This window comes from Nonomuraea sp. NPDC003201 (assembly GCF_053590415.1).
Window position 1 is genome coordinate 18,626 of sequence record NZ_JBSFTC010000004.1, and the last position, 19,537, is coordinate 38,162.

The following is a 19,537-nucleotide window of genomic DNA, read 5'->3' on the forward strand; positions in this document are numbered from 1 at the left end:
AGGGCCCTCAGCCGTAGTGCGGCGGGTGGCTTGCCCGTGCGCAGCCGTAACGTATGGGTTTGCTTCTGAACCGAAGTACGGCGGGGTCAGATGTCGGCGAGAAGTCTGGCGGCGGCGGTTTCGATGCGGCGCTGGATCTGGTCGTAGGTGCGGCGGCCGCGGAGCATCTCGAGGAGCTCCTGCACCCACACGCTGGCCAGCGACCCCGCGAGGTCGGCCTGCTCCTCGGTGGCGTCCTCGAGGGTCAGGCCGTCGGCCGAGACCCGCAGCAACAGCCCCGTGATGCGCTCCCCGAACGGCGTCTGCACCTCAGCCATGATCAACGAGCGGATGAGCGCGTCGGCCAGCTCCGGCTCGCGCATCAGCCCCCGGGTCGCCCGCATCAGCACGTCCACCGCGCGGCTCGACGGCGTGGTGGCCCCGGGCGGACGGCGCTCGATGCTGCTCTCGAGGAGGTCGATCTCCTCGCCCACCACCGCCACCACCAGGTCCATCTTCGACGGGAAGTAGCGATAGAGCGTGCCAAGCGCCACGCCCGCGCGCTCGGCCACCGTGCGCATCTGCATGGCTTCGACCCCGCCGCGCGAGGCCAGCGCGGCGGCGGCCTGGACGATGCGCTTGCGGCGTTGGTGCTGGCTACGCGTACGGACGCTGTGCGTGCCCGGCGTGGGGTGGCTCTCCATGGTCCCCTCGGTGTCGCTGGAGGGCGCGGCGTGCGTGGTACGCATAAGAACACGTTATCTGATTTCTCGATGACGTGGCTTGTTACTCGCGGGTCACAAAGAAGCCCTATAGCCCCATGTCTGTGGCATTACAGCCGTATGTCGCGACTTATCAGGATAGGTGGGCACTGGACAGATATTAGAATCTGTTCTAGTTTGCGATTCGGCTGACCGAGCGCTTGGTGGAGACTCCGGATGGCGGCGAACACGTTGGCGGCCCTGCTCCGTGCACGGGCCGATGACGATCGACCTGGGCTGATGTTCGAGGACACGACGTGGTCATGGCGCGAGCACGTGGCGGCCTGCCGCGCCGCCGGGGCCTGGCTGTCCGGGCGCGGCGCGGGGTTGCACGTGGGGGTGCTCAGCGAGAACGTTCCAGGGCTGGTGTTCCTCGTGGGCGGGGCGGCGCTGTCCGGGCACGTGGTCGTCGCGCTGAACCCGACGCGCTCGGTCGACGAGCTGATCCGCGACGCCCGCGCCACGGACGTGGACCTGCTCCTGGCGGACATCCCGTACGCGGGGCTGGCCGGGCCGCTGTCCGAGGCGCTGGGAGTGGAGGCGCTGCCGCTGCCGGACGCCTCGTCGTCTCCCCCGGACGCCGCGTTCGGCGAGGATGCCGCGCCCGAGGATCTCGTGATGCTGATCTTCACCTCGGGCACCTCCGGCCGCCCGCGCGCCGTGCGGATCACGCAGCGCAAGATGGCCGTCCCCGGGTTGAGCCTGGGGGCGCTGCTCACGCCGTCCGACGTCGTGTACTGCTCGATGCCGCTGTTCCACTCCGGCGCGCTGATGGCCGCCTACGCCCCGGCCGTGGTGTCGGGGGCGGCGCTGGCGCTGCGGCGGCGGTTCTCGGCGTCGGGTCTGCTGCCCGACATCAGACGGTACGGCGGCACGTACCTGCACTATGTGGGCAAAGCGCTCTCCTACGTCCTGGCCACCCCCGAGCGCCCCGACGACGCCGACAACCCGCTCAGGATCGCGTTCGGGAACGAGGGCAGCGCGGTGGCGACGAGGAGGTTCGGGGAGCGGTTCGGGTGCCGCGTGATCGACGCCTTCGGCTCCACGGAGACGGCCATCTCGCTCACCCCCGACCCGTCCGGGCCGCCTGGATGCCTGGGGCGGCTGCCCGACGGCATCCTGATCCTCGACCCCTTGACCGGCCGTCCCTGCCCGCCGGGCCGCATCGAGGACGGCCGCCTGATCAACCCGGACGAGGCCGTCGGCGAACTGGTCAACGTGCGCGGGCTGGGGCTGTTCGACGGCTACTACAACGACCCCGAGGCGGACGCCGAGCGGATCAGGGACGGCGCGTTCTGGTCGGGCGACCTGGCGTACGCGGACGGGGACGGCTACGTGTTCTTCGCGGGCCGTGGCACCGAACGCCTGCGCGTGGACGGCGAGAACCTGGCGGTCGCGCCCATCGAGGCGGCGCTGAGGGAGTTCGCGGGGGTGGTCGAGGCGGCCGTCTACCCGGTGCCCGACCCGGCGGCGGGCGACCAGGTCATGGCGGCGCTGGTGCTGGAGGGGGCCTTCGACCCGGAGGCGTTCACGGCGTTCCTGGCGGCGCGCCGCGATCTGGGTGCCAAGTCCTTACCCCGATATATCCGCCTTTCTGATCACTTGCCCCAGACGCCCTCCCACAAGGTCGTCAAGCGGGTCCTCGCCCGCGAGGGCTGGCGCACCGCAGACCCGGTCTGGGTGCGGTCGGGCTCCGGGCTCCGGCCGCTGACCGACTCGGACGTCAAGGGGATCGAGGAGGAGTTCGTACGGCACGGCAGGCAACACCTCTTGGAGACGTGAATGGACTTCAACCTGGACGAAACCCAGCAGGACCTGCGGAAGCTGGCGGCCGAGGTGCTCGCCAGGGAAGGGGACGAGGAGCGGCTGCGGCAGGCCGGGCTCATGAGCGTGTGCGTGCCGGAGGAGGCCGGGGGAGCCGGGCTGGGGCCGGTGGAGATGGCCGTGGTGCTGCGGGAGGTGGGAGCGCGGGCGGCGCCGGTGCCCGCGTTGCCCGCGCTGGTGAGCACGCTGGCCCTGGCCCGCTATGGCACCCTTGACCAGCAACGCCGCGAGAACGGGATGACCCTCGCGCTCCGCGAGCCCGGCAGGGCACTGGCCGACCCGCCTTCGACGGCCGCCCGGGCCGTGGACGGGGGCTGGGCGCTGACCGGGCGCAAGGTCTCGGTGCCGTACCCCGGCGACACGGTGCTCGTCACCGCCGACGAGGGCCTGTTCCTGGTGGAGTCGCCGGCCACGACCCCCGAGTACACCTCCACCGGCGAGCCCGCCGCCACGGTCGTGCTCGACGGAACCCCGGCCGAGCGGATCGCGGGGGCCGACGCGGTCACCGGGGCCCGGCGGCTGTTCATGGCGGCCGTGGCGGCCCAGGCCGGCGGCGTGCTGGCGGGCGCGCTGGAGCTGACCACCGAGTACATCAGGACGAGGAAGCAGTTCGGCCGGGCGCTGGCCGAGTTCCAGGCCGTGACCATGCAGATCGCCGACGTCTACATCGCCGCGCGGGCCCTGGACGTGGCCATGTGGTCGGCGGTCTGGCGCCTGGCCGAGGACCTGCCGGCCGACGAGGACCTGGCGCTGGCCGCGTACCACGTCAGCGAGGCCTGGAAGGCCCTCTACACCTGCCAGCACCTGCACGGCGGGCTCGGGCTGGACGTCACGTACCCGCTGCACCGCTATTTCGCGCAGGCCAAGCACCTGTCCCACCTGCTCGGCGGCGCCGACGCCCAGCTCGACCTGATCGGAGCGCTCCTCTGATGCTGATCGACCTGACCCCAGCCCAGCGCGCCCTGCGCGACGAGCTGCGCGAGTACTTCCAGGGCTGTCTCACCGACGAGGACCGCAGGAAGATCGCCGAAGATCCGTTCGGCGGGGCGTACATGGAGCACTGCCGTCGCCTCGGCCGCGACGGCAAGCTCGGCCTCGGCTGGCCCAAGGAGTACGGGGGAGGCGGCTACGGCCCCCTGGAGCAGCAGATCTTCGCCAACGAGATAGCCCGGGCGGGCGTTCCGTACCCGATCATCACGGTGCAGACCGTGGGGCCCACGCTCATGCAGTACGGCACCCAGGAGCAGAAGGACCTCTTCCTGCCCCGCATCCTCGCCGGCGAGTGCCACTTCGCCATCGGCTACAGCGAGCCCGAGGCCGGCACCGACCTGGCCTCCCTGCGCACCACGGCGGTGCTCGACGGCGACCACTACGTCGTCAACGGCCAGAAGGTCTTCACCAGCGGCGCGCACTACGCCCAGTACATCTGGCTGGCCGCCCGCACGAACCCCGATGCCAAGAAGCACAAGGGCATCACCATGATGATCGCCTCCACGGACGACCCCGGCTTCTCCTGGACGCCGATCGTCACCATGGACGGCCGCCACCACACAAACGCGACCTACTACAGCGACGTACGCGTGCCCGTGGACATGGTGGTCGGCGAGGTGGACCGGGGCTGGGACCTGATCGTCAACCAGCTCAACCACGAACGCGTCACCCTCGGCCCGGCCGGGAACCTCGGCCAGACCTACGACCGCTTCCTCGCCTGGGCCCGCCGCACCGGGGTGGCGGACAATCCGGACGTACGGCGGGCGCTGGCCAGGGTGTGGGGCTTCTTCCGCACCAACGAGCTCCTGAACTGGCAGGTCGCCGCGAACATGGACCTCGGCTGGCTCGGCGCCCCCGACGCGTCGGCCACCAAGATCTACGGCTCCGAGCGCATGCAGGAGGTCGGCAGGATCGTCGGCGACATCCTGGCCAGGTACGGGGACCCGTCGGATCCGGAGACGGCCGAGCTGCTCGAACGCACCGATCACGGGGTGAAGGGGGCGGTGGTGCTGACGTTCGGCGGCGGGGTGAACGAGGTGCAGCGGGAGCTGATCGCCATGCTCGGCCTGAACCTGCCGAGGCCGCCGCGATGACCCCTCCCCTGAGTGATGAGGAGCTGCACGAGCTCGCGGGCAAGCAGGCGGCGCTGGGGGAGGTACGCGGGACCCCGGCGCAGGACCCGGTGAACGGCCCCATGATCCGGCACTGGCTGGACGCCATGGGCGACGAGAACCCGGCGTACCTGGAGAAAGGGGTCGCCCCGCCCGCGATGGCCCAGGTGTGGACGATGCCGGGGGTGCGCCGGTCGGCGAAGGACCGTTCGGCGGTGGACGACATGATGGCCGCGCTCGACGCGAGCGGCTACACGGGCGTGGTGGCGACGAACTGCGAGCAGACCTACCACCGGTACGCGCGGGTCGGCGAGCGGCTCACCCCCGCCACGCGGTTCTCGGACCTGGCCGGGCCCAAGCGGACGGCGCTGGGGGTGGGCTTCTTCGCCACCTGGAAGGTCACCTGGTACGGCGAGGACGAGCAGCCGGTCGCCGAAATGCTCTTCCGAGTCCTGAAATTTCGCCCACGCACCAAGGCGGCTCCCGCCGCCGACCGGCCGGCGTACCCGCTCCAACCGGCGATCAACCAGGACACCGCCTTCTTCTGGGAAGGCGTACGGCAAGGGGAGCTGCGCATCCAGACCTGCGCCGACTGCGGCCACCACCGCCACCCGCCCGGCCCGCTGTGCCCGCAATGCCGCTCGGCCAACAGCTCCCACCTGGTCGCGAGCGGTCACGGAACCCTCTACAGCTACGTCGTGCACCACCACCCGCCGGTGCCGGGCCGGGAGACCCCGTTCGTCGTCGGCGTGGTGGAGCTGCCCGAGGGGGTACGGATCGTCGGCAACGTCGTGGACTGTCCGATCGAGGAGGTGGCCGTCGGCATGCCGTTGTGCGTGACGTACCGGTCGATGGACGACCAGCTCGTCCTGCCGATGTGGGCGCCTTCGAAGGAGGACGCGTGATGCGTACCGAGATCGGGTCCGCGCTGCCGGAGCTGGCCATCGACCTCACCCCCACCTTCGTCGTCTCCACGGCGCTGGCCACCATGGACTTCACGCCGGTGCACCACGACGTCGGCAAGGCCCGCGCCCAGGGTTCGAAGGACATCTTCCTCAACATCCTGACCACCATGGGCCTGGTCGAGCGGTACGTCACCGACTGGGCCGGGCCCGAGGCCGTCATCGAGCGGGTCGCCGTCAAGCTGGGCGTCCCGGCGTACGCGGGGGACCGGCTGTGCTTCAACGGGACGGTCGTGTCGCGCGAGGAGGGCCGGTTGACGGTCGAGGTACGCGGCCAGGTGAGCCTGGGCGACCACGCCACCGGGACCGTCACCTTCGCCCTGGCCGAGGAGGGAAAGCCGTGTTGAGCGGGCGTACTGCCGTCGCGGGCATCGGTGCCACCGAGTTCAGCAAGGAGTCGGGGCGTTCGGAGCTGCGGCTGGCGGCCGAGGCCGTACTGGCGGCGCTGGACGACGCCGGGCTCTCACCCGGCGACGTGGACGGCATGGTGACCTACACCCAGGACTCCAACCAGGAGATCGCCGTCGCGAGGGAGGCGGGGATCGGGGACCTGACGTTCTTCTCGCGGGTCGAGTACGGCGGCGGCGCGGCCTGCGGGACCGTGGCGCACGCCGCCATGGCCGTGGCCACGGGGATGGCGCGGACGGTCGTCTGCTACCGCGCCTTCAACGAGCGCTCCGGCCGCCGCTTCGGCCAGCCGAACAGCCGCCTGACCGGCGAGCCCACCTCCCAGGGGCTGGAGATGAGCTGGCACGTGCCGTACGGGTTGATGACGCCGGCGGCCTGGGTGGCGATGTTCGCCCGCCGGTACATGCACACGTACGGCGCGACCTCGGAGGACTTCGGCCGGGTGGCGGTGGCCATGCGCCGTCACGCCGCCACCAACCCCGCCGCCTGGTTCTACCGGCGCCCCATCACGCTGGAGGAGCACCAGGCGTCCAGGTGGATCGTCGAGCCGCTGCACCTGCTCGACTGCTGCCAGGAGAGCGACGGCGGCGTGGCCCTGGTGGTCACCTCGGCCGAACGCGCTCGTGACCTCCGCAGATCACCCGCCCTGATCACGGCTGCCGCCCAGGGCGCGGGATCGGGCCAGATGATGATGACCAGCTACTACCGCGACGACATGACCGGCCTCCCCGAGATCGCCGTGGTAGCCCGCCAGCTCTGGGACATGTCCGGTTTATCGCCAAAAGACATCCAGACCGCAATCCTGTACGACCACTTCACCCCGTTCGTCCTGGCCCAACTGGAGGAGCTCGGCTTCTGCGCCCGAGGCGAGGCCCCGGACTTCCTCCGGGACGGCACGATCGAACTGGACGGCCGCCTGCCCGTGAACCCCCACGGAGGCCAACTGGGGGAGGCCTACATCCACGGCATGAACGGCATCGCGGAAGCCGTCCGCCAGATCCGGGGCACAGCCGCCAACCAACTCCCAGCCGTCCGAAACGTCCTGGTAACCGCGGGAACCGGCGTCCCAACCAGCGGCCTCATCCTCTCCTCCGACTCGTAGGTGGGCCTGCGCTCACCCACAGTGAGACTTGAAGGGCAGGAGTTGCCCGGGGTCTGACTCGCTCACCCACTGGCGTTGTTGCTCGGAACGGGATTTGTCGATCTCGGGCGGCTCTTGCACCGCATGCTCGGTGGGGCGGTGTGGATGGCTGGTGTCGCTTTGCTTGACGTGATGAATCCTTCACGAGTTCCGACGCACACCCATCCAGCGGAGGACACCACGCAACGCCTCCACGCCGAGCTGCTGCGAGATGCTCTCGCGCAGGAGGACATCGCCGCAGACGTACATGACGGTTACGGGCTCGCGTTGGTGTCGTCTGGGTGGGGCTGGCGGTGTGGTGCGACGGCCACCGCTTCTGGTGGCGCACCGGCTGGGACCCCGAGCACAAGCGAGCTGTCTACGTGCGGCATCCGGCCATCGAACCCGTACGCGCCGCCCGTCGCGCCGCCTTCCGGTGTGCAGATCTACGTGCCAACCAGACGATCAGTGACCTGACATCCGCCGCCGGCCCCGGGGGGAACGTCGTGAGCGGGGGCAGCCTGGCCGCACAGGAGGCGATCCAATGAGCACCCGGGTTGAACCCAAGGAAGAGCAGAAGACCGGAGCGCCCCAGATTCTATGGAAGCCGTCACCGGGATCGGCGACTTGCGAGAAAGGTTGGGTCGGCAAGCGGCTGCTGTTCTCGATCGTCGACGAAAAGTACAAGCTCACCCTGCATCATCGGCTCCCCGGGCGTGACGGTCTCCCGATGGACAGCGAAAGATTCGACGTGAACGACAGCACCACCACAACCCAGGCGCGCGCCAAGGCGCACGCGCGTGCGACCGTGATATGGCTGGAATTCCTCCGCGACGTCGCAACGCCTCGGGCGTAAGCGAAACGGCGTCCAACACGCCTTCGCCCTGATGAACGTAGACCCCCTGGAGGCGCGAGACACATACCTAAGGCCGCAAGGCCCGGACAGCGCCATTTGTACGTCTCCGACTTCATGTACAACCCGGCAGTGGTGACGTACCGACGAGCAGGGCCCCGGCACGAAAGCCGGGGGCCTGTGTCCTGCCAGACCCTAGGCGGCCGGCACCATCGCCTTCAGGGAATCCTCAAGGGCATGCTTGCCGGTACCGCTCCCCAGAGGCTCCCATTCGTCGTCCGAGAGTGGAGCCACCAGGCCAATCCTGGGGTACCCCCATTTCAATAATCTGCGACCCCGCCGGTGGGGATCGCTCGCCGTGCGCGCAGGTCAGGGGATCTTTAGGTCGCTCGACAAGGCTTTAATAAAAACTAACATGCCGCATACAACGGCGGCTGAAAAGCTAAGTACAACCCAGGTCTCCGAGCCCGTGGCAAACCATGCCACGGTCGGAACCATTAACACGAATAGTAGGCTCAAGGATATGAGGATATAGTCCGGCAGTAGAATCAACTTAGCCCACATAAAATAAAGGAGGCCCATGGCTACAATGCCGGCGATCAAAACTATGGTTGAATCCTCAAGCACAGGTTGAGCGTCTGTGTGCCGTGAAGGAATCACTCGCTCATCGGTAGTGAACTGCGTGACAGTGACTACCGGCGTGGGTGCAGCCTCAGATGCGGCAACGTCCTTGTCGTGTTCGTACGCTAATACGGCCACGACCACACCCACTATTGCGATGACCAGCGCTAACACGGCCGCTATTTCGGCGAAAACCGTGAGCCGTCGTGGTCTGGGAGATCCTTGCGTCATGCGTGTCCCTCGTGCCCGGAGTGGCAGCTTGCCTAGGCGTCAACAGTCTAACGATCCAGCTGGCGGAAGCGTCTCTGTCAGGCGGAATGATCACGGACGGCCAGCGGCCGGCACGTGGCTACCAGGCACGATGCGGTGATCAGGGCTCCGGACGGACCACCCTCCGCATGAGCGCCCGTGCCATAGACCAATCGAAGAAATTAAAGACTGGACTGGCGCTCCCGTGTTTGGGCACAAAAAGGCCCCCGTCCATCCGGGGGAGGGAACCCAGACAGGCGGGATATGGAGGAGGTTTGCCATCGGCCACCTTGCCCCATAGAAGCACCTCAGATCAATTCTGAGAGCCCTTGGGTTGCTCCGGAATGGCAACCGGAGAGCTCAAATCACGCCCCCAGGGACGTTTCAGGGCCTGGTAGAAGAGCTTAACGGATGCCTTGACCAGACCCGCAGAGTTGGCAACCGCAGCGAACGCGCGACCGCACCCACTGGGCTTGAAGGAGCCCCGTCGTACTTCGGAATCGGGGGTTGAGCAGCATACGAACGAAAAGTCGCGTTTAGCGGCCGTTCTGGCGTGTTTGACCTGCAGAATCATGAGATTCAGGGGGTCGCCTGAGCTGTTGGCGAATCAGAATTCGATCTTGTGTCTGGTCTGCTCTGGTAGATGAGTCCTACTTTCGAGGCCCATGCCAGTTGAGTTCTTAAGCGATGAAGAGGCGGCCGCGTACGGCCGCTACGTAGGGGCACCGATGCGGGCCGAGCTGGAGAAGATGTTCTTCCTCGACGACGCAGACCAGAAACTGATCGGGCGCCGCCGTGGCGATCAGCACCGGCTCGGGTTCGCCCTGCAGCTGACCACAGCCCGGTTCGTGGGCCGGTTCCTGCCCGACCCGCTGGAGGTCCCGGCCGAGGTGATCGACTACCTGGCCGACCAGCTCGGCGTGGTGGACGTCTCGCAGATCAAGCAGTACACCGAGCGGCGCCAGACACAGTTCGACCACCAGGACGAGATCAAGAAGGCGTACGGGCTGCGGGAGTTCTCGGCGGTCGAGGCGGAGTTCACCACGTGGGTGGATGCGCGGGCGTGGAACACCGGGGACGGCAAGAAGAGCATCTTCGTCGACGGGGTGAGCCGGCTGCGCACCAACAAGGTGCTGCTGCCGGGGGTGACCACGCTGACGCGGCTGATTGCCCGGGTGCGCGATGAGGCGACCGAGCGGCTGCATGAAACGCTGCATGGGATCTTGTCGCCGCGGCAGCGGGCGATCCTGGCCCGGTTGCTGGCGGTGCCGGAGGGGGCGCGATCGTCGGATCTGGAGCGCTGGCGTAAGGGCCCGTCGGTGCCCTCAGGCCGGAACATGGAAAAGGCGCTGGAGCGCGCCGGGGAGATTCTCAGCGTCGGGCTTGGGTCGATGGAGCTGCCACCGGGAGTGCCACATCGGCGGATGGGGTATCTGGCCCGGTACGGGATGACCGCCACGGCAACCACGCTGCGCCGGCACGGTTCTCGCGTCAGCTGGCCACGTTGCCGGCCACGGTCATCTACCTGGAGGGCAAGTCGGTCGACGACTGACTGGACCTGCTGGATCTGCTGATGACGACCGAGCTGATCGGCAAGGCCGCGAGCGCCACCGACAAGGAGCGCGCCCGCCAGCACCCTAAGCTGGCCCGTCATTCGGCCACGCTCGCGGTCGCGGTGGAGACGCTGCTGGAGGTCACCGAGTACGGCGAGGAGTTGCGGCTGGAGCAGGTGTGGGAGGCGATCGATGCGATCGTGCCGCGCCGGGAGCTGAAGGAGGCGGTGGCCGCGGTGACCGGGATGGTGCCGCCACCGGACGCCGACGCCGATGGGCAGATGCGGGCGCTGCGCAGGACTTCCTCGACCGCTTCCGCTCCGTCTCGTGCCTCGCCGACCACCCCGATCTCCGTGCCGGAGCCGAGGATCGTCTTCAGATGCCGGCGCACCATCGGGTCGTCGTCGGCCAGCAGAACCCTGATCACGTCTGTCGAGACTGCCATTCGTCATCGTGCGCCGTGGTGCCCGGCCCGTCCCCGGGCCGGGGACCATCGCGGTGGTCAGCCGCCGAGCCCGCGCCAGAAGGCGCATCGGTGCTCATCACTGAGGTCGGCCGGACCGATGCCGCCCTGCCCTGTCGGCTTCAGGCTGAGGACGCTCTGGCCGGACGGCGTGAACGCGGGCCAGGCGGGCGCGCCGGTGGCCTGGGGCTTGCCGGTGTGGGCGAAGGACGTCCAGTAGCCGATCATCTGCTCCGCCAGCCGCCACTGCTCCGGCGTGAGCCCGTCCCATGGCTCGCCGTCCAGGTCGAACAGGTACGGCAGGTCGCTGGCGTGGTGGGCGCCCAGCGGGAATTCCGAGGGGGTGCCGGTGATGTTCGGGGCGTTGGCGTCGGCGAACTCGTAGGCGTACACCGTGGTGCGGGCGGCCATCGCCTCGTCGCCCTCCAGGGTCGGGCAGGCCCAGGCGCGGTCACTGCTCACCGTCGCCCAGGCCAGGCCGGGCGAGGAGAAGTCGGTCAGCGGATATTCCTTCAGCACCTTGTCGGCCTGCTCGCCGAACGCGTTCTTCATCAACGTCGGGTAGTTCTCGGCGGTCACCGGGAACCCGGCCTGCGCGGTGCCGGCGACATAGCCGTTGCCCTCGCTCTTGGTGCCGCCGGAGATCACCGGCACACGCAGGAACTTGCCCGCGCGCAGCGCCCGCGCCGGCTCCAGCGGCAGCAGCGACGAGCCGTAGGGGGGATTGGCGAAACTCTTGTTCACCTTCATCAGCTCGGAGACCGGCTTGGCCCGCAGGCACTCCAGCTCCTCGCCCGCCGCGCAGCCGAGCTGCTTGGCCGCCGCCAGCGCGACGCTCTGGCTGCTCTTCAACGAAGGGAACGGCGTCACCGCCGGCACGTCCGGAACCGGGATGTAGGTACCGGCCGGAAAGTTGAGCGTGCACGACCCTGACTGGATGACGGCCTTGTCGATCAGGCCGCGCGCGGCCGGAGAGGTCAGCAGCCCGCAGGTGCTGAACCCGCCGGCGGACTGACCGAACAACGTCACGTTGCCCGGGTCGCCGCCGAAGGCCGCGGCGTTACGCTGCACCCACTTCAGGGCTTCGAGCTGATCGGCCAGCCCGAACGTGCCCGAGCCGGCCAGTCCAGGCAGCGCGAGGGAGCCGAACGCCCCGAGCCGGTAGTTGGGCGTCACCACAACCACCTCGCCCTGGTCGGCCATCCGCCGGGCGTTGTACATGCTGCCGTAGCCGTCGAGGAAGCCGCCTCCGTGCAGCCACACCATCACCGGCAGCCGCTCGCGCGACGGCTTGGCCGGCGCGGTGACATCGAGGAACAGGCAGTCCTCCCCACCGATCTGCTTACCTTGGTCCACCTGCGTGCACGGCCGGCCGGGCTTGGTGGCGTCGGCCACTCCCCGCCATGGTGCGACCCGCACCGGATCCTTCCAGCGCAGCTTCCCCACAGGCGGCTGCGCGAAGCGGATCCCCGAGTACGTCCTCACTGTGCCGTCGTCCGAGCCCCGGATCGGGCCCGAGTCCAGCTGCACGATCGACGGCCGCGGCGCCGGCGTCACCTGTGGCTGCGCGGCAGCTTGGGTGACACACGCGGTCATGGCGACACAGCCGCCGCCGACCAGAGCGAGCAGCCGCCGCATCGACGGCCCCGCTATTGACATGGCAAAACGCGATCTCTTTCCGATCATGCGGCCAGCTTCGCGCCGGCCCAGGGCTCGCCGCGACGTGCGAACGTTCCGGGCTCGCGATCGATTGTTGCAAATCGGCCTGACCAAAGATCCGGCATCTGAGGGGTGGGGCATCGGGATGACATGGCCCCACCAGCTGACCCGGGTTCTGCAGTTGACTCCCGAGAAAGACCAGGACCTCGCTGGATCTTCGGTCACCACCATCCAACTCACCGCGACCGCGTTCGGATCAGCCACAGCGGGAGTGATCACCAATGTCGTCGGATTCTCCGACACGGCAGGCATCGTCGGAAGACAGAGCGCCACTCGGTGGCTGTTCGGGCTCTTCACCCTCGCACCCGTGATCGCAGTCCTCACAGCGCGGCACGCCCGCCGCTGAACCACGACTTCGGCGTTATCCGGGGTAGTTGAGCGAACGCTCTGGTCAGAGACTCGGGGATGGGTAAGGCACGTCAGCCACGTAGGAGTTCTCCGAGTTGTGCTTCTCGGTCCTCGCGCGTGCGTTGAAGGGCTTGGCGGAGGCGTTCGGCGGGGACTTCGAACGCTGCAAAGTGGCTGGGATTGCCGTACTGGTAGGGCCCGCGCACTGGGGGCCGCCAGTCGCCGTCGACCATGGCTCCGCGCTGGAGCATGTCCCGGTCGAAGAACGGCGCGGACGCCCAGCGACCCCGGTCCGGCTGGTCCGAATCGCTCTCCCCGATTTGCTCGCCGCTCATCTTGTCCTCGGCCCGCCCGGCGAGCTCCCAGCCCCGGTAGGTGTCGGGGTGCCACCCGAGGGCGGCGGCGATCTGGGCGCGGCTCTTGCCCACTCGAACGCGCAGATGCACGATCCGCTCGCCGTCGCGCAGGTCACACAGGTCGAGAGGTTCGGCCAAGCCGACCGCACGAGCCAGCCGCGGCAGGACCGGAGCGCGAGGGCGGCGGGTGCCGGCCAGGTAGAAGTTCACCGCCCGCTCCGACAGGCCGGCAGCGGCCGCGATCTCCGCCACCGTCAGCCCCTGTGCTTCCCGAGCGGCGCGCAGGCGCAGGCAGTCGTACCCGTAGTCGGCACATCTCCACTCCCGATGCCCGGCGAGCGCGACGCTTCTATCAGGGAATGTTCGACTGGCCGGTGAACGCCATTGACGAGACGTACGCGCTCATCGGTGACGACGGCGGGCGGCCGACGGGCGGGATCGGACAGGCCGGTCCTCACAACCCTTACACCGGGATCGTGACCCGACCTGACCCGGTCCGGCACCGCGACGCCGGCCTCTGGTCGCCGGTCCACGCCGAACGGGCGGCCCTGGCGGCCAACCCCGGCGCCCGGCGGCCGAGCTGTCGGGAGCGCGGGTGACGGTCTCCATTACGGGGTAGTTGACCAGCAAGAACGCGTACTGTGACGGAGCCGGCGCGGGGGTTGGCATGGATTACGAGCAGTTCTTCAAGATCGTGGAGCAGCAGATCGGCGGGGGGAGCCAGGCCGTGGAACGGGCTGTGCAGGCCACGCTCCGAACCCTCGCCGAGCGGCTCTCGAAGGGGCAGAGCCGGGATCTCCAAAGAGAGCTGCCTCCCGAGTTGATGCCCTGGCTCTACACCGACACGGACGCCGATACCTTCGACGTGGACGAGTTCCTGCGGCGCGTCGCCGAACGCGAGGGTGTGGACCTCGACACAGCAGACCGGCACGCCCGTGCGGTCTTCTGGGCGATCGGGCAGGCCGCGAGTCCCGACGAGATCGCCGACATGGCGGCCGAACTCCCGGACGACTTCGAGCCCCTGGTCGCGGAGGCCCAACGGCGGTTCGTCGAGATCGTGCCGGTCGAGGAGTTTCTGGCCAAGGTCGCGAAACGGACCGGGCTCGACCCCGAGGGCGCACGCCGGGCCACCGAGGCGGTGCTGGAAACGCTCGCCGAGCGCATCGCTCCGGGCGAGGTCGACGACCTGATCAGCCAGATCCACGTCCACCTGCACCCGCCGCTGAAGCGCGGCAAGGCCGCGGGCCCCGGCCGGGCGGCGCGCATGTCCGTGGACGAGTTCGTGCAGCGGATCGCCGAACGGGAGGGCGCCTCGCCGGCGATGGCTCGCGAGCACGCCCAGGCCGTCTTCGGTGTGCTGCGCGAGTCGATCTCCAGTGAGGAGTACTTCGACGTGACCGCGCAGTTGCCCAACGAATACTGGCAACTGCTGCCCCGCCCATAGGGATCTCCTCCGTCCCGGACCACCTTCAGGTCGCCGAACGCACAGGGTTGATCGCCGCCCGCCGCCGAGGCGTGAGGAGCGCCGGTCAGAGGCGGACGTCGCGCCGCTCAGGCTCAATGTGGCCCGCGTCGGCTGCACAGCAGGCCCGTTGTTCCGGGCCGGCAGCAACGGCGCCGGCGGGCCGCTGTCATACGACGCCGCCACCACGGGGAGTGTCCATCGAGCCCGTCGGTCGCCGCCGCCACGCCTCCACCGAGACCACCTGGCTGTACGCGCTGCCGGACGACAAGGTCGCCGACGCCGCGACCAAGCCATCCACTGACGACGAACCGCTCAGGACCATCGCACCCTCTTGCACCATCAGCACAGGTCAGAGATGGGTTCGTTGGATTTTCCGCGATTGCTACCGGGACCCCTGCAAGAACGCATCGTCCAGATGCGTCCAGAACGGAATGTCACGCCAAGCCGCTTCGGCCCGGCCTACTAACGCGACTTTTCGTTCGTATGCTGCTCAACCTGGATCAGGCGCCCTCACCTTACTTGACGGCCGGTTAGTAGCCTTGCTTGCCTTACGACAGGTAAGCAAGGAAAGGATCATCGCCATGCCCGCCAAGCACACCCACACCTTGGACGTGCCCGGTGCCCGCCTCCACTACCAGGTGCGCGGGCAAGGGCCGGCGCTCCTGCTGATCCCTGGGAGCAACGGCGACGCCGACCTGTACGACGCCGTCGCGGACCGACTTGCCCCTCGTTACACCGTCATCAGCTACGACCGGCGAGGGTTTTCCAGAAGCACCGTCAACGGATCGTTCGACAACAGCGCCTGGGGCGATACCCACGTCGACGACGCGCGTTGCTTACTACGGGCAGTCGCAAGGGGGCCGGCGCAGGTCTTCGGCAGTAGCGCGGGCGCGGTCATCGGACTCGCCCTGATCAGCCAGAGCCCCGACCTGGTCACCAGGCTGATCGCCCATGAGCCGCCCCTGGCAGAGGTGCTGGCCGATGCACCGAGGTGGCGGGCGTTCTTCCAGGAGGTGTACGACACCTACCGACGGGACGGCGCGGAGCCGGCGATGCGGATGTTCATGACCGGTATCGGCCTGGACGCGCTCCAGCGGCCGGCTCACATCGACGCCGAACTGATCCACCGCCTGTCGGCCAACATCGGCTTCTTCCTCGATCACGAAGTACGGCAGGCACCTGGCTACCGTCCCGATCTGGTGACCCTCGACGCCCAGCGGGAGCGGATCGTGATGGCCGGCGGCCGGGACTCCCGCCAGCACTTCGCCTACCGTCCCAGCCTTGCCTTGGCCGACCGCTGGGGGAAACACGTGATCGATTTCCCGGGCGACCATACCGGCTACTGGTCCCAGCCCGACGGGTTCGCCGCCACCCTCATCAACGTTCTGACCGGACCGACGACCAGTGGCCCACCCGCTCTCGAAAGTTAATTGATCTCAGGCCCGGCACACAGTTAGGGCCAAGTCCTTTCCAAGTCGGGTTCCGTACTGTCGCGCTGGCACTCAAGAGGAAAGGACGATCAAATGACCTTCAGTTTCGGCCGCAGTCGGGCGGCGCGCGCCGGCGCGGGAGCCGCGGCGGCGGCGATGACCGCGGCATTGGTCTGCATGCCCACCGTCGCCAGAGCCGACGGGCCGTCGATCACGGTGGAGCTGACGCCCACCGGCTCCACGCGCTATTACGAATCCTGCACCGATACGGAGACCTGGGGCGTGGCCGCCGGTAGGGAGAGCGCCGACTTCGTCAAGGGGAACTATCAGGTGTGCAACTATTCCACCAGCGGCGTGGCCTTCAACCCGTGGGCGAATGGACTGGGCACCGCGTACAACTCCACCGCGAGGGACCACGTCATCGAGCAGTCCCATGGGGAGTGGTTCCCCCGGAGCCTGAAGTCCCTCTGCACATACTGGATGCCCGCCGGCCCGAACCGTTCGGCGCAGATCTCCGAGATCGTGCAGACGTACCAGGTCAAGCTGATCTACAAGTACGCCGATGGAAGCATCAAGATCGCCGACACCACTCAGGCGACGTATTCCGGCAACAAGAGCGTCTCGTGGAACCCCGGGTGCTGGACGAGATGACGCCGTAGGAGCGACCGGTCGCGTCAGGTCCCCGGTTTGAGCTCCTGAAGGATGGCCTGGCCGGCCGCGCGGTGTTCGGCGGCCGTGGGCGGGTCGCTCTCGTCGAGGACCGCGGCGATCCCCTCGTGGGCCAGCGCCTCCGCGTACCGGTACCCCAGCTTCGGGGCCAGCTCCAGCGCCTGCCGGTGCAGGCGCAGGGCCTCCTCGGGCAGGCCCGCCAGGCGGCAGGTCTCGGCGTAGCCGTTGAGGAAATGGATCTTCCAATGCTCCTCGAACAGCTCGTCCAGCAGCGTGAACGCCTGACGGTGGCTCGCGAGCGCCTCCTCGTAGCGGCCCATCTGCCGCAGCGCGACGCCCATGCAGTTGAGGCACCACGCCTCGTTGTGCTTGTGGCCGTCCTCGCGGGCCAGCGTCAGCGCCTGTTCCAGATGCTCCAGCGCCTCGCCGGGCGCCTCGGGGGCGATGGCCACGCCGAGGGTGATCCTGGCCGTCAGCGTGGGCGGCCAGGCGGGGTCGGCGTGCGGCATGTCCAGCGCCACGCGGGCCAGCCGCGCCGCCTCCTCGTGGTGTCCCAGCTGCAGCATCGCCCAGGCCTCGTACGCGGTCGCGTGGGCCGTGCCCATCGGGCAGCCGGCGTCCGCGTACAGCTTGCCGGCCAGCCGGAAGAGGTCGAGCGGCTCCTCGACGTAGCCCTCGTCCCACCTCAGGTAGCCGCGGCGCATGGTCAGCTCGGCCTCCGACCTGGTGTCCCCGGTCTGGGACACCAGCGGCGCAGCCGCCTCGTACGCGGCCTCCGCCTCCGCCATCCGGCCCGCGTTGTACCGGGCGAAGCCCAGGTCGCTGTGCGCCTCGGCCAGCTGCACCGGATCGCCCAGGCGCTGCGCGGCCACCAGCGACCGCTCGAACAGGACGTTGAGGTGCGTCGTGCCGCAGCGCCGCGCGAAGAACGCCCGCATGAAGCGCGGCAGCTCGCACACGTGCGCGTCGGCTCCGGCCGCGACGGCCGCCTCGAAGACGGCCATCAGGTTGGTGTACTCGGTGGCGAACCAGTAGAGGGCCGCGTGCTTGCCGGCGAACCGCGGCAGCTCGGCAGGGGGCCGGCCCGCGGAGACCTCCCGGATGGGGGACAGGTACGACATCGCGGCGTCACCGGCGGCCGCCGCGTGCACGTAGTAGTCGAGCACCCGGCCCAGCGCCTGCTCCAGGTCCGCCGGTGAGTCCTGCTCGGCTGCGGCCCGGCGCGCGTGCTGGCGCACCAGGTCGTGCAGGCGGTAGCGGCCGGCCGCCGGCTGCTGGACCAGGTGCGCGTCGAGCAGGTCCTCCAGCATCGCCCGGGCGCTGCGCAGCGGTATGTCCGCCAGCGCCGCCGCCACGTACTCGTCGAAGGTCGCGCCGGGCATCAGGCCCAGCAACCGGAAGAAGCGGCGCTGCGTCCGGTCCAGCTGCCGTACGGACATGGCGAACGCCGTGTCGAACTCGGTGGCCCCCTCCGCCATCCGCTCGACGAGGATGCCCACGGTCCAGCCCGGCCGGTGCCGCAGCCGGGCCGCGGCCAGCCGCAGGGCCAGCGGCAGCTGGCCGCACAGCCGTACCACCTCGGCGGCGGACTCCGGGTCGCGGGCCAGCCGGCTGTCGGGCCCGCCCGGGTCGCCGCTGGCGCGGGCCAGCAGCTCGGAACTCTCCTGCGGGGTCAGCACGTCCAGCGACACCGGGGGCACCTCGTCCAGGCCCAGCAGCCGGTTGCGGCTGGTGATCAGGGCCACGGAAGGGCCGGCGCCGGGCAGCAGCGGGCGGACCTGGTCGGCGTCGGCGACGTTGTCGAGGACCACGACGGCCCGCCGGTGGGCCAGCTCGGAGCGCCAGCAGGCGGCCAGCGGCTCGATGCCGCCCTCCTGCGGGATCTTCTCCGAGGGGACGTCGAGGGCGGCGAGCAGGGCCCGCAGCGCGGGATCGGGACCGAGCGGCTCCCGTCCGGCGGTGAACCCGTGCAGGTCCAGGTAGAGCTGCGCGTCGGGGTAGTCGGCACCGAGCCGGTGCGCCGCGTGCACCGCCAGGCAGGTCTTGCCGACGCCCGCCATGCCGTCGATGGCGACCACCCGGCTGCTGTCCACGCCGGCGAGCACGGCGGCGAGCTGGGCTTCGCGCCCGGTGAAGTCGGGCACGTCGCGCGGCAGGTCGTTGCGGGGCGGGCGCGGAGCTCCCGCGGGTGGCGACGGGGGCTGGACCTGGCGGCTGGTCTTCGGGGGCGCCGGCAGGGGGTTGGAGGCCCGTTCCCACAAGGGACGCAGCGGGCGGGGGTCACGTTTGAGGAGCCGGCAGAGCGCCACCACCGCGGGCCAGGGCGGCAACGTCTGGCCGCTGAGGTAGCGCGACAGCGACGACGAGCTGAGGCCGGCGTCCCGGGCCAGGGCCCGCACGCCGCGCTCCGACAGCTCCTGGAGCAGGCGCAGGCGGGCGGCCAGCTCGTCCTTCGGGTCGGCCTTCGCTGCCTTCTGGTGCACAGCCACCGTTCCCTGTCTTTCTGTCCCACACCGGCGGAAACTTCTCGAAGGCGGTCACCGCTGGTCAGAGCCACATCAACTGTCCCAGAGTGTCCCATGGACGTCGTCATCGTAGCCCTCCACAGGCTGTCATGGAGCCACGCCCCCGAGGGAACGGGGCACAGACCTGAAA

At 69.2% G+C, this 19,537-nt stretch carries 20 protein-coding genes; 14 read left to right on the top strand and 6 right to left on the bottom strand.

The window, feature by feature from the left end; genetic code table 11:
- Nucleotides 1-86: 86 nt before the first annotated feature.
- Nucleotides 87-683: a TetR family transcriptional regulator gene (locus ACWDX9_RS03360; RefSeq protein ID WP_350729801.1), complete on the bottom strand. Its 597-nt coding sequence runs from the start codon at nt 681-683 to the stop codon at nt 87-89.
- 234 nt (nt 684-917) lie between these two features.
- Between ACWDX9_RS03360 and ACWDX9_RS03365 the strand changes: the two genes are divergently transcribed.
- From ACWDX9_RS03365 to ACWDX9_RS03400, 8 genes are all read left to right on the top strand, one after another.
- On the top strand, nt 918-2,522 hold the full coding sequence (locus ACWDX9_RS03365) for an AMP-binding protein (protein WP_449948448.1): 1,605 nt from the start codon (nt 918-920) through the stop codon (nt 2,520-2,522).
- Entirely contained in the window at nt 2,523-3,494 is a 972-nt protein-coding gene (locus ACWDX9_RS03370) for an acyl-CoA dehydrogenase family protein (RefSeq protein WP_449948450.1), read from the top strand.
- A complete protein-coding gene (locus ACWDX9_RS03375) occupies nt 3,494-4,648 on the top strand; it encodes an acyl-CoA dehydrogenase family protein (RefSeq protein ID WP_449948452.1) in 1,155 nt (384 codons plus the stop codon). Before ACWDX9_RS03370 ends, ACWDX9_RS03375 begins: the two co-directional genes overlap by 1 nt.
- On the top strand, nt 4,645-5,571 hold the full coding sequence (locus tag ACWDX9_RS03380; protein ID WP_449948455.1) for a bifunctional MaoC family dehydratase N-terminal/OB-fold nucleic acid binding domain-containing protein: 927 nt from the start codon (nt 4,645-4,647) through the stop codon (nt 5,569-5,571). The genes ACWDX9_RS03375 and ACWDX9_RS03380 overlap by 4 nt, the downstream gene beginning before the upstream one ends.
- Nucleotides 5,571-5,975: a MaoC family dehydratase gene (locus tag ACWDX9_RS03385; RefSeq protein ID WP_449948458.1), complete on the top strand. Its 405-nt coding sequence runs from the start codon at nt 5,571-5,573 to the stop codon at nt 5,973-5,975. The genes ACWDX9_RS03380 and ACWDX9_RS03385 overlap by 1 nt, the downstream gene beginning before the upstream one ends.
- Nucleotides 5,972-7,138 carry a lipid-transfer protein gene (locus tag ACWDX9_RS03390; RefSeq protein WP_449948461.1) on the top strand — a complete coding sequence of 389 codons (1,167 nt, stop codon included), beginning with the start codon at nt 5,972-5,974 and terminating at the stop codon, nt 7,136-7,138. The genes ACWDX9_RS03385 and ACWDX9_RS03390 overlap by 4 nt, the downstream gene beginning before the upstream one ends.
- A gap of 320 nt (nt 7,139-7,458) precedes the next feature.
- On the top strand, nt 7,459-7,704 hold the full coding sequence (locus ACWDX9_RS03395) for a hypothetical protein (protein WP_449948463.1): 246 nt from the start codon (nt 7,459-7,461) through the stop codon (nt 7,702-7,704).
- A complete protein-coding gene (locus ACWDX9_RS03400; protein WP_449948466.1) occupies nt 7,701-8,012 on the top strand; it encodes a hypothetical protein in 312 nt (103 codons plus the stop codon). The genes ACWDX9_RS03395 and ACWDX9_RS03400 overlap by 4 nt, the downstream gene beginning before the upstream one ends.
- A gap of 366 nt (nt 8,013-8,378) precedes the next feature.
- On the opposite strand, the gene ACWDX9_RS03405 is transcribed toward ACWDX9_RS03400, so the two are convergent.
- Nucleotides 8,379-8,804 (bottom strand): hypothetical protein, encoded by a 426-nt coding sequence (locus ACWDX9_RS03405; RefSeq protein ID WP_449948469.1) that lies wholly within the window; start codon nt 8,802-8,804, stop codon nt 8,379-8,381.
- Nucleotides 8,805-9,544: 740 nt separating this feature from the next.
- Between ACWDX9_RS03405 and ACWDX9_RS03410 the strand changes: the two genes are divergently transcribed.
- Complete coding sequence (locus ACWDX9_RS03410; protein WP_449948472.1) at nt 9,545-10,453, top strand: DUF4158 domain-containing protein; 909 nt, start codon at nt 9,545-9,547, stop codon at nt 10,451-10,453.
- 76 nt (nt 10,454-10,529) lie between these two features.
- On the opposite strand, the gene ACWDX9_RS03415 is transcribed toward ACWDX9_RS03410, so the two are convergent.
- Both ACWDX9_RS03415 and ACWDX9_RS03420 read right to left on the bottom strand, forming a co-directional pair.
- Nucleotides 10,530-10,859, bottom strand: coding sequence for a response regulator transcription factor (locus ACWDX9_RS03415; protein ID WP_449948475.1), 330 nt, complete (start codon nt 10,857-10,859; stop codon nt 10,530-10,532).
- A 75-nt stretch (nt 10,860-10,934) separates the two neighbouring features.
- On the bottom strand, nt 10,935-12,554 hold the full coding sequence (locus ACWDX9_RS03420; protein ID WP_449948477.1) for a carboxylesterase/lipase family protein: 1,620 nt from the start codon (nt 12,552-12,554) through the stop codon (nt 10,935-10,937).
- Here ACWDX9_RS03420 and ACWDX9_RS03425 point away from each other — a divergent pair.
- Complete coding sequence (locus ACWDX9_RS03425) at nt 12,553-12,960, top strand: hypothetical protein (RefSeq protein ID WP_449948480.1); 408 nt, start codon at nt 12,553-12,555, stop codon at nt 12,958-12,960. The genes ACWDX9_RS03420 and ACWDX9_RS03425 overlap by 2 nt on opposite strands.
- A 73-nt stretch (nt 12,961-13,033) precedes the next feature.
- Here the strand turns inward: ACWDX9_RS03425 and ACWDX9_RS03430 are convergent, their stop codons facing one another.
- A complete protein-coding gene (locus ACWDX9_RS03430) occupies nt 13,034-13,609 on the bottom strand; it encodes a helix-turn-helix domain-containing protein (RefSeq protein ID WP_449948725.1) in 576 nt (191 codons plus the stop codon).
- A gap of 68 nt (nt 13,610-13,677) precedes the next feature.
- Between ACWDX9_RS03430 and ACWDX9_RS03435 the strand changes: the two genes are divergently transcribed.
- The 4 genes from ACWDX9_RS03435 (at nt 13,678) to ACWDX9_RS03450 (ending at nt 16,864) form a co-directional block, all read left to right on the top strand.
- Nucleotides 13,678-13,917, top strand: a complete 240-nt coding sequence (locus tag ACWDX9_RS03435) for a hypothetical protein (RefSeq protein ID WP_449948482.1) — start codon at nt 13,678-13,680, stop codon at nt 13,915-13,917.
- Nucleotides 13,918-13,985: 68 nt separating this feature from the next.
- Nucleotides 13,986-14,762, top strand: coding sequence for a DUF2267 domain-containing protein (locus ACWDX9_RS03440; RefSeq protein WP_449948485.1), 777 nt, complete (start codon nt 13,986-13,988; stop codon nt 14,760-14,762).
- A 632-nt stretch (nt 14,763-15,394) separates the two neighbouring features.
- Nucleotides 15,395-16,213: an alpha/beta fold hydrolase gene (locus ACWDX9_RS03445; protein ID WP_449948729.1), complete on the top strand. Its 819-nt coding sequence runs from the start codon at nt 15,395-15,397 to the stop codon at nt 16,211-16,213.
- Nucleotides 16,214-16,306: 93 nt separating this feature from the next.
- Nucleotides 16,307-16,864 carry a hypothetical protein gene (locus ACWDX9_RS03450; RefSeq protein WP_449948487.1) on the top strand — a complete coding sequence of 186 codons (558 nt, stop codon included), beginning with the start codon at nt 16,307-16,309 and terminating at the stop codon, nt 16,862-16,864.
- Nucleotides 16,865-16,887: 23 nt separating this feature from the next.
- On the opposite strand, the gene ACWDX9_RS03455 is transcribed toward ACWDX9_RS03450, so the two are convergent.
- Nucleotides 16,888-19,365: a tetratricopeptide repeat protein gene (locus ACWDX9_RS03455; RefSeq protein WP_449948490.1), complete on the bottom strand. Its 2,478-nt coding sequence runs from the start codon at nt 19,363-19,365 to the stop codon at nt 16,888-16,890.
- Nucleotides 19,366-19,537: the final 172 nt, after the last annotated feature.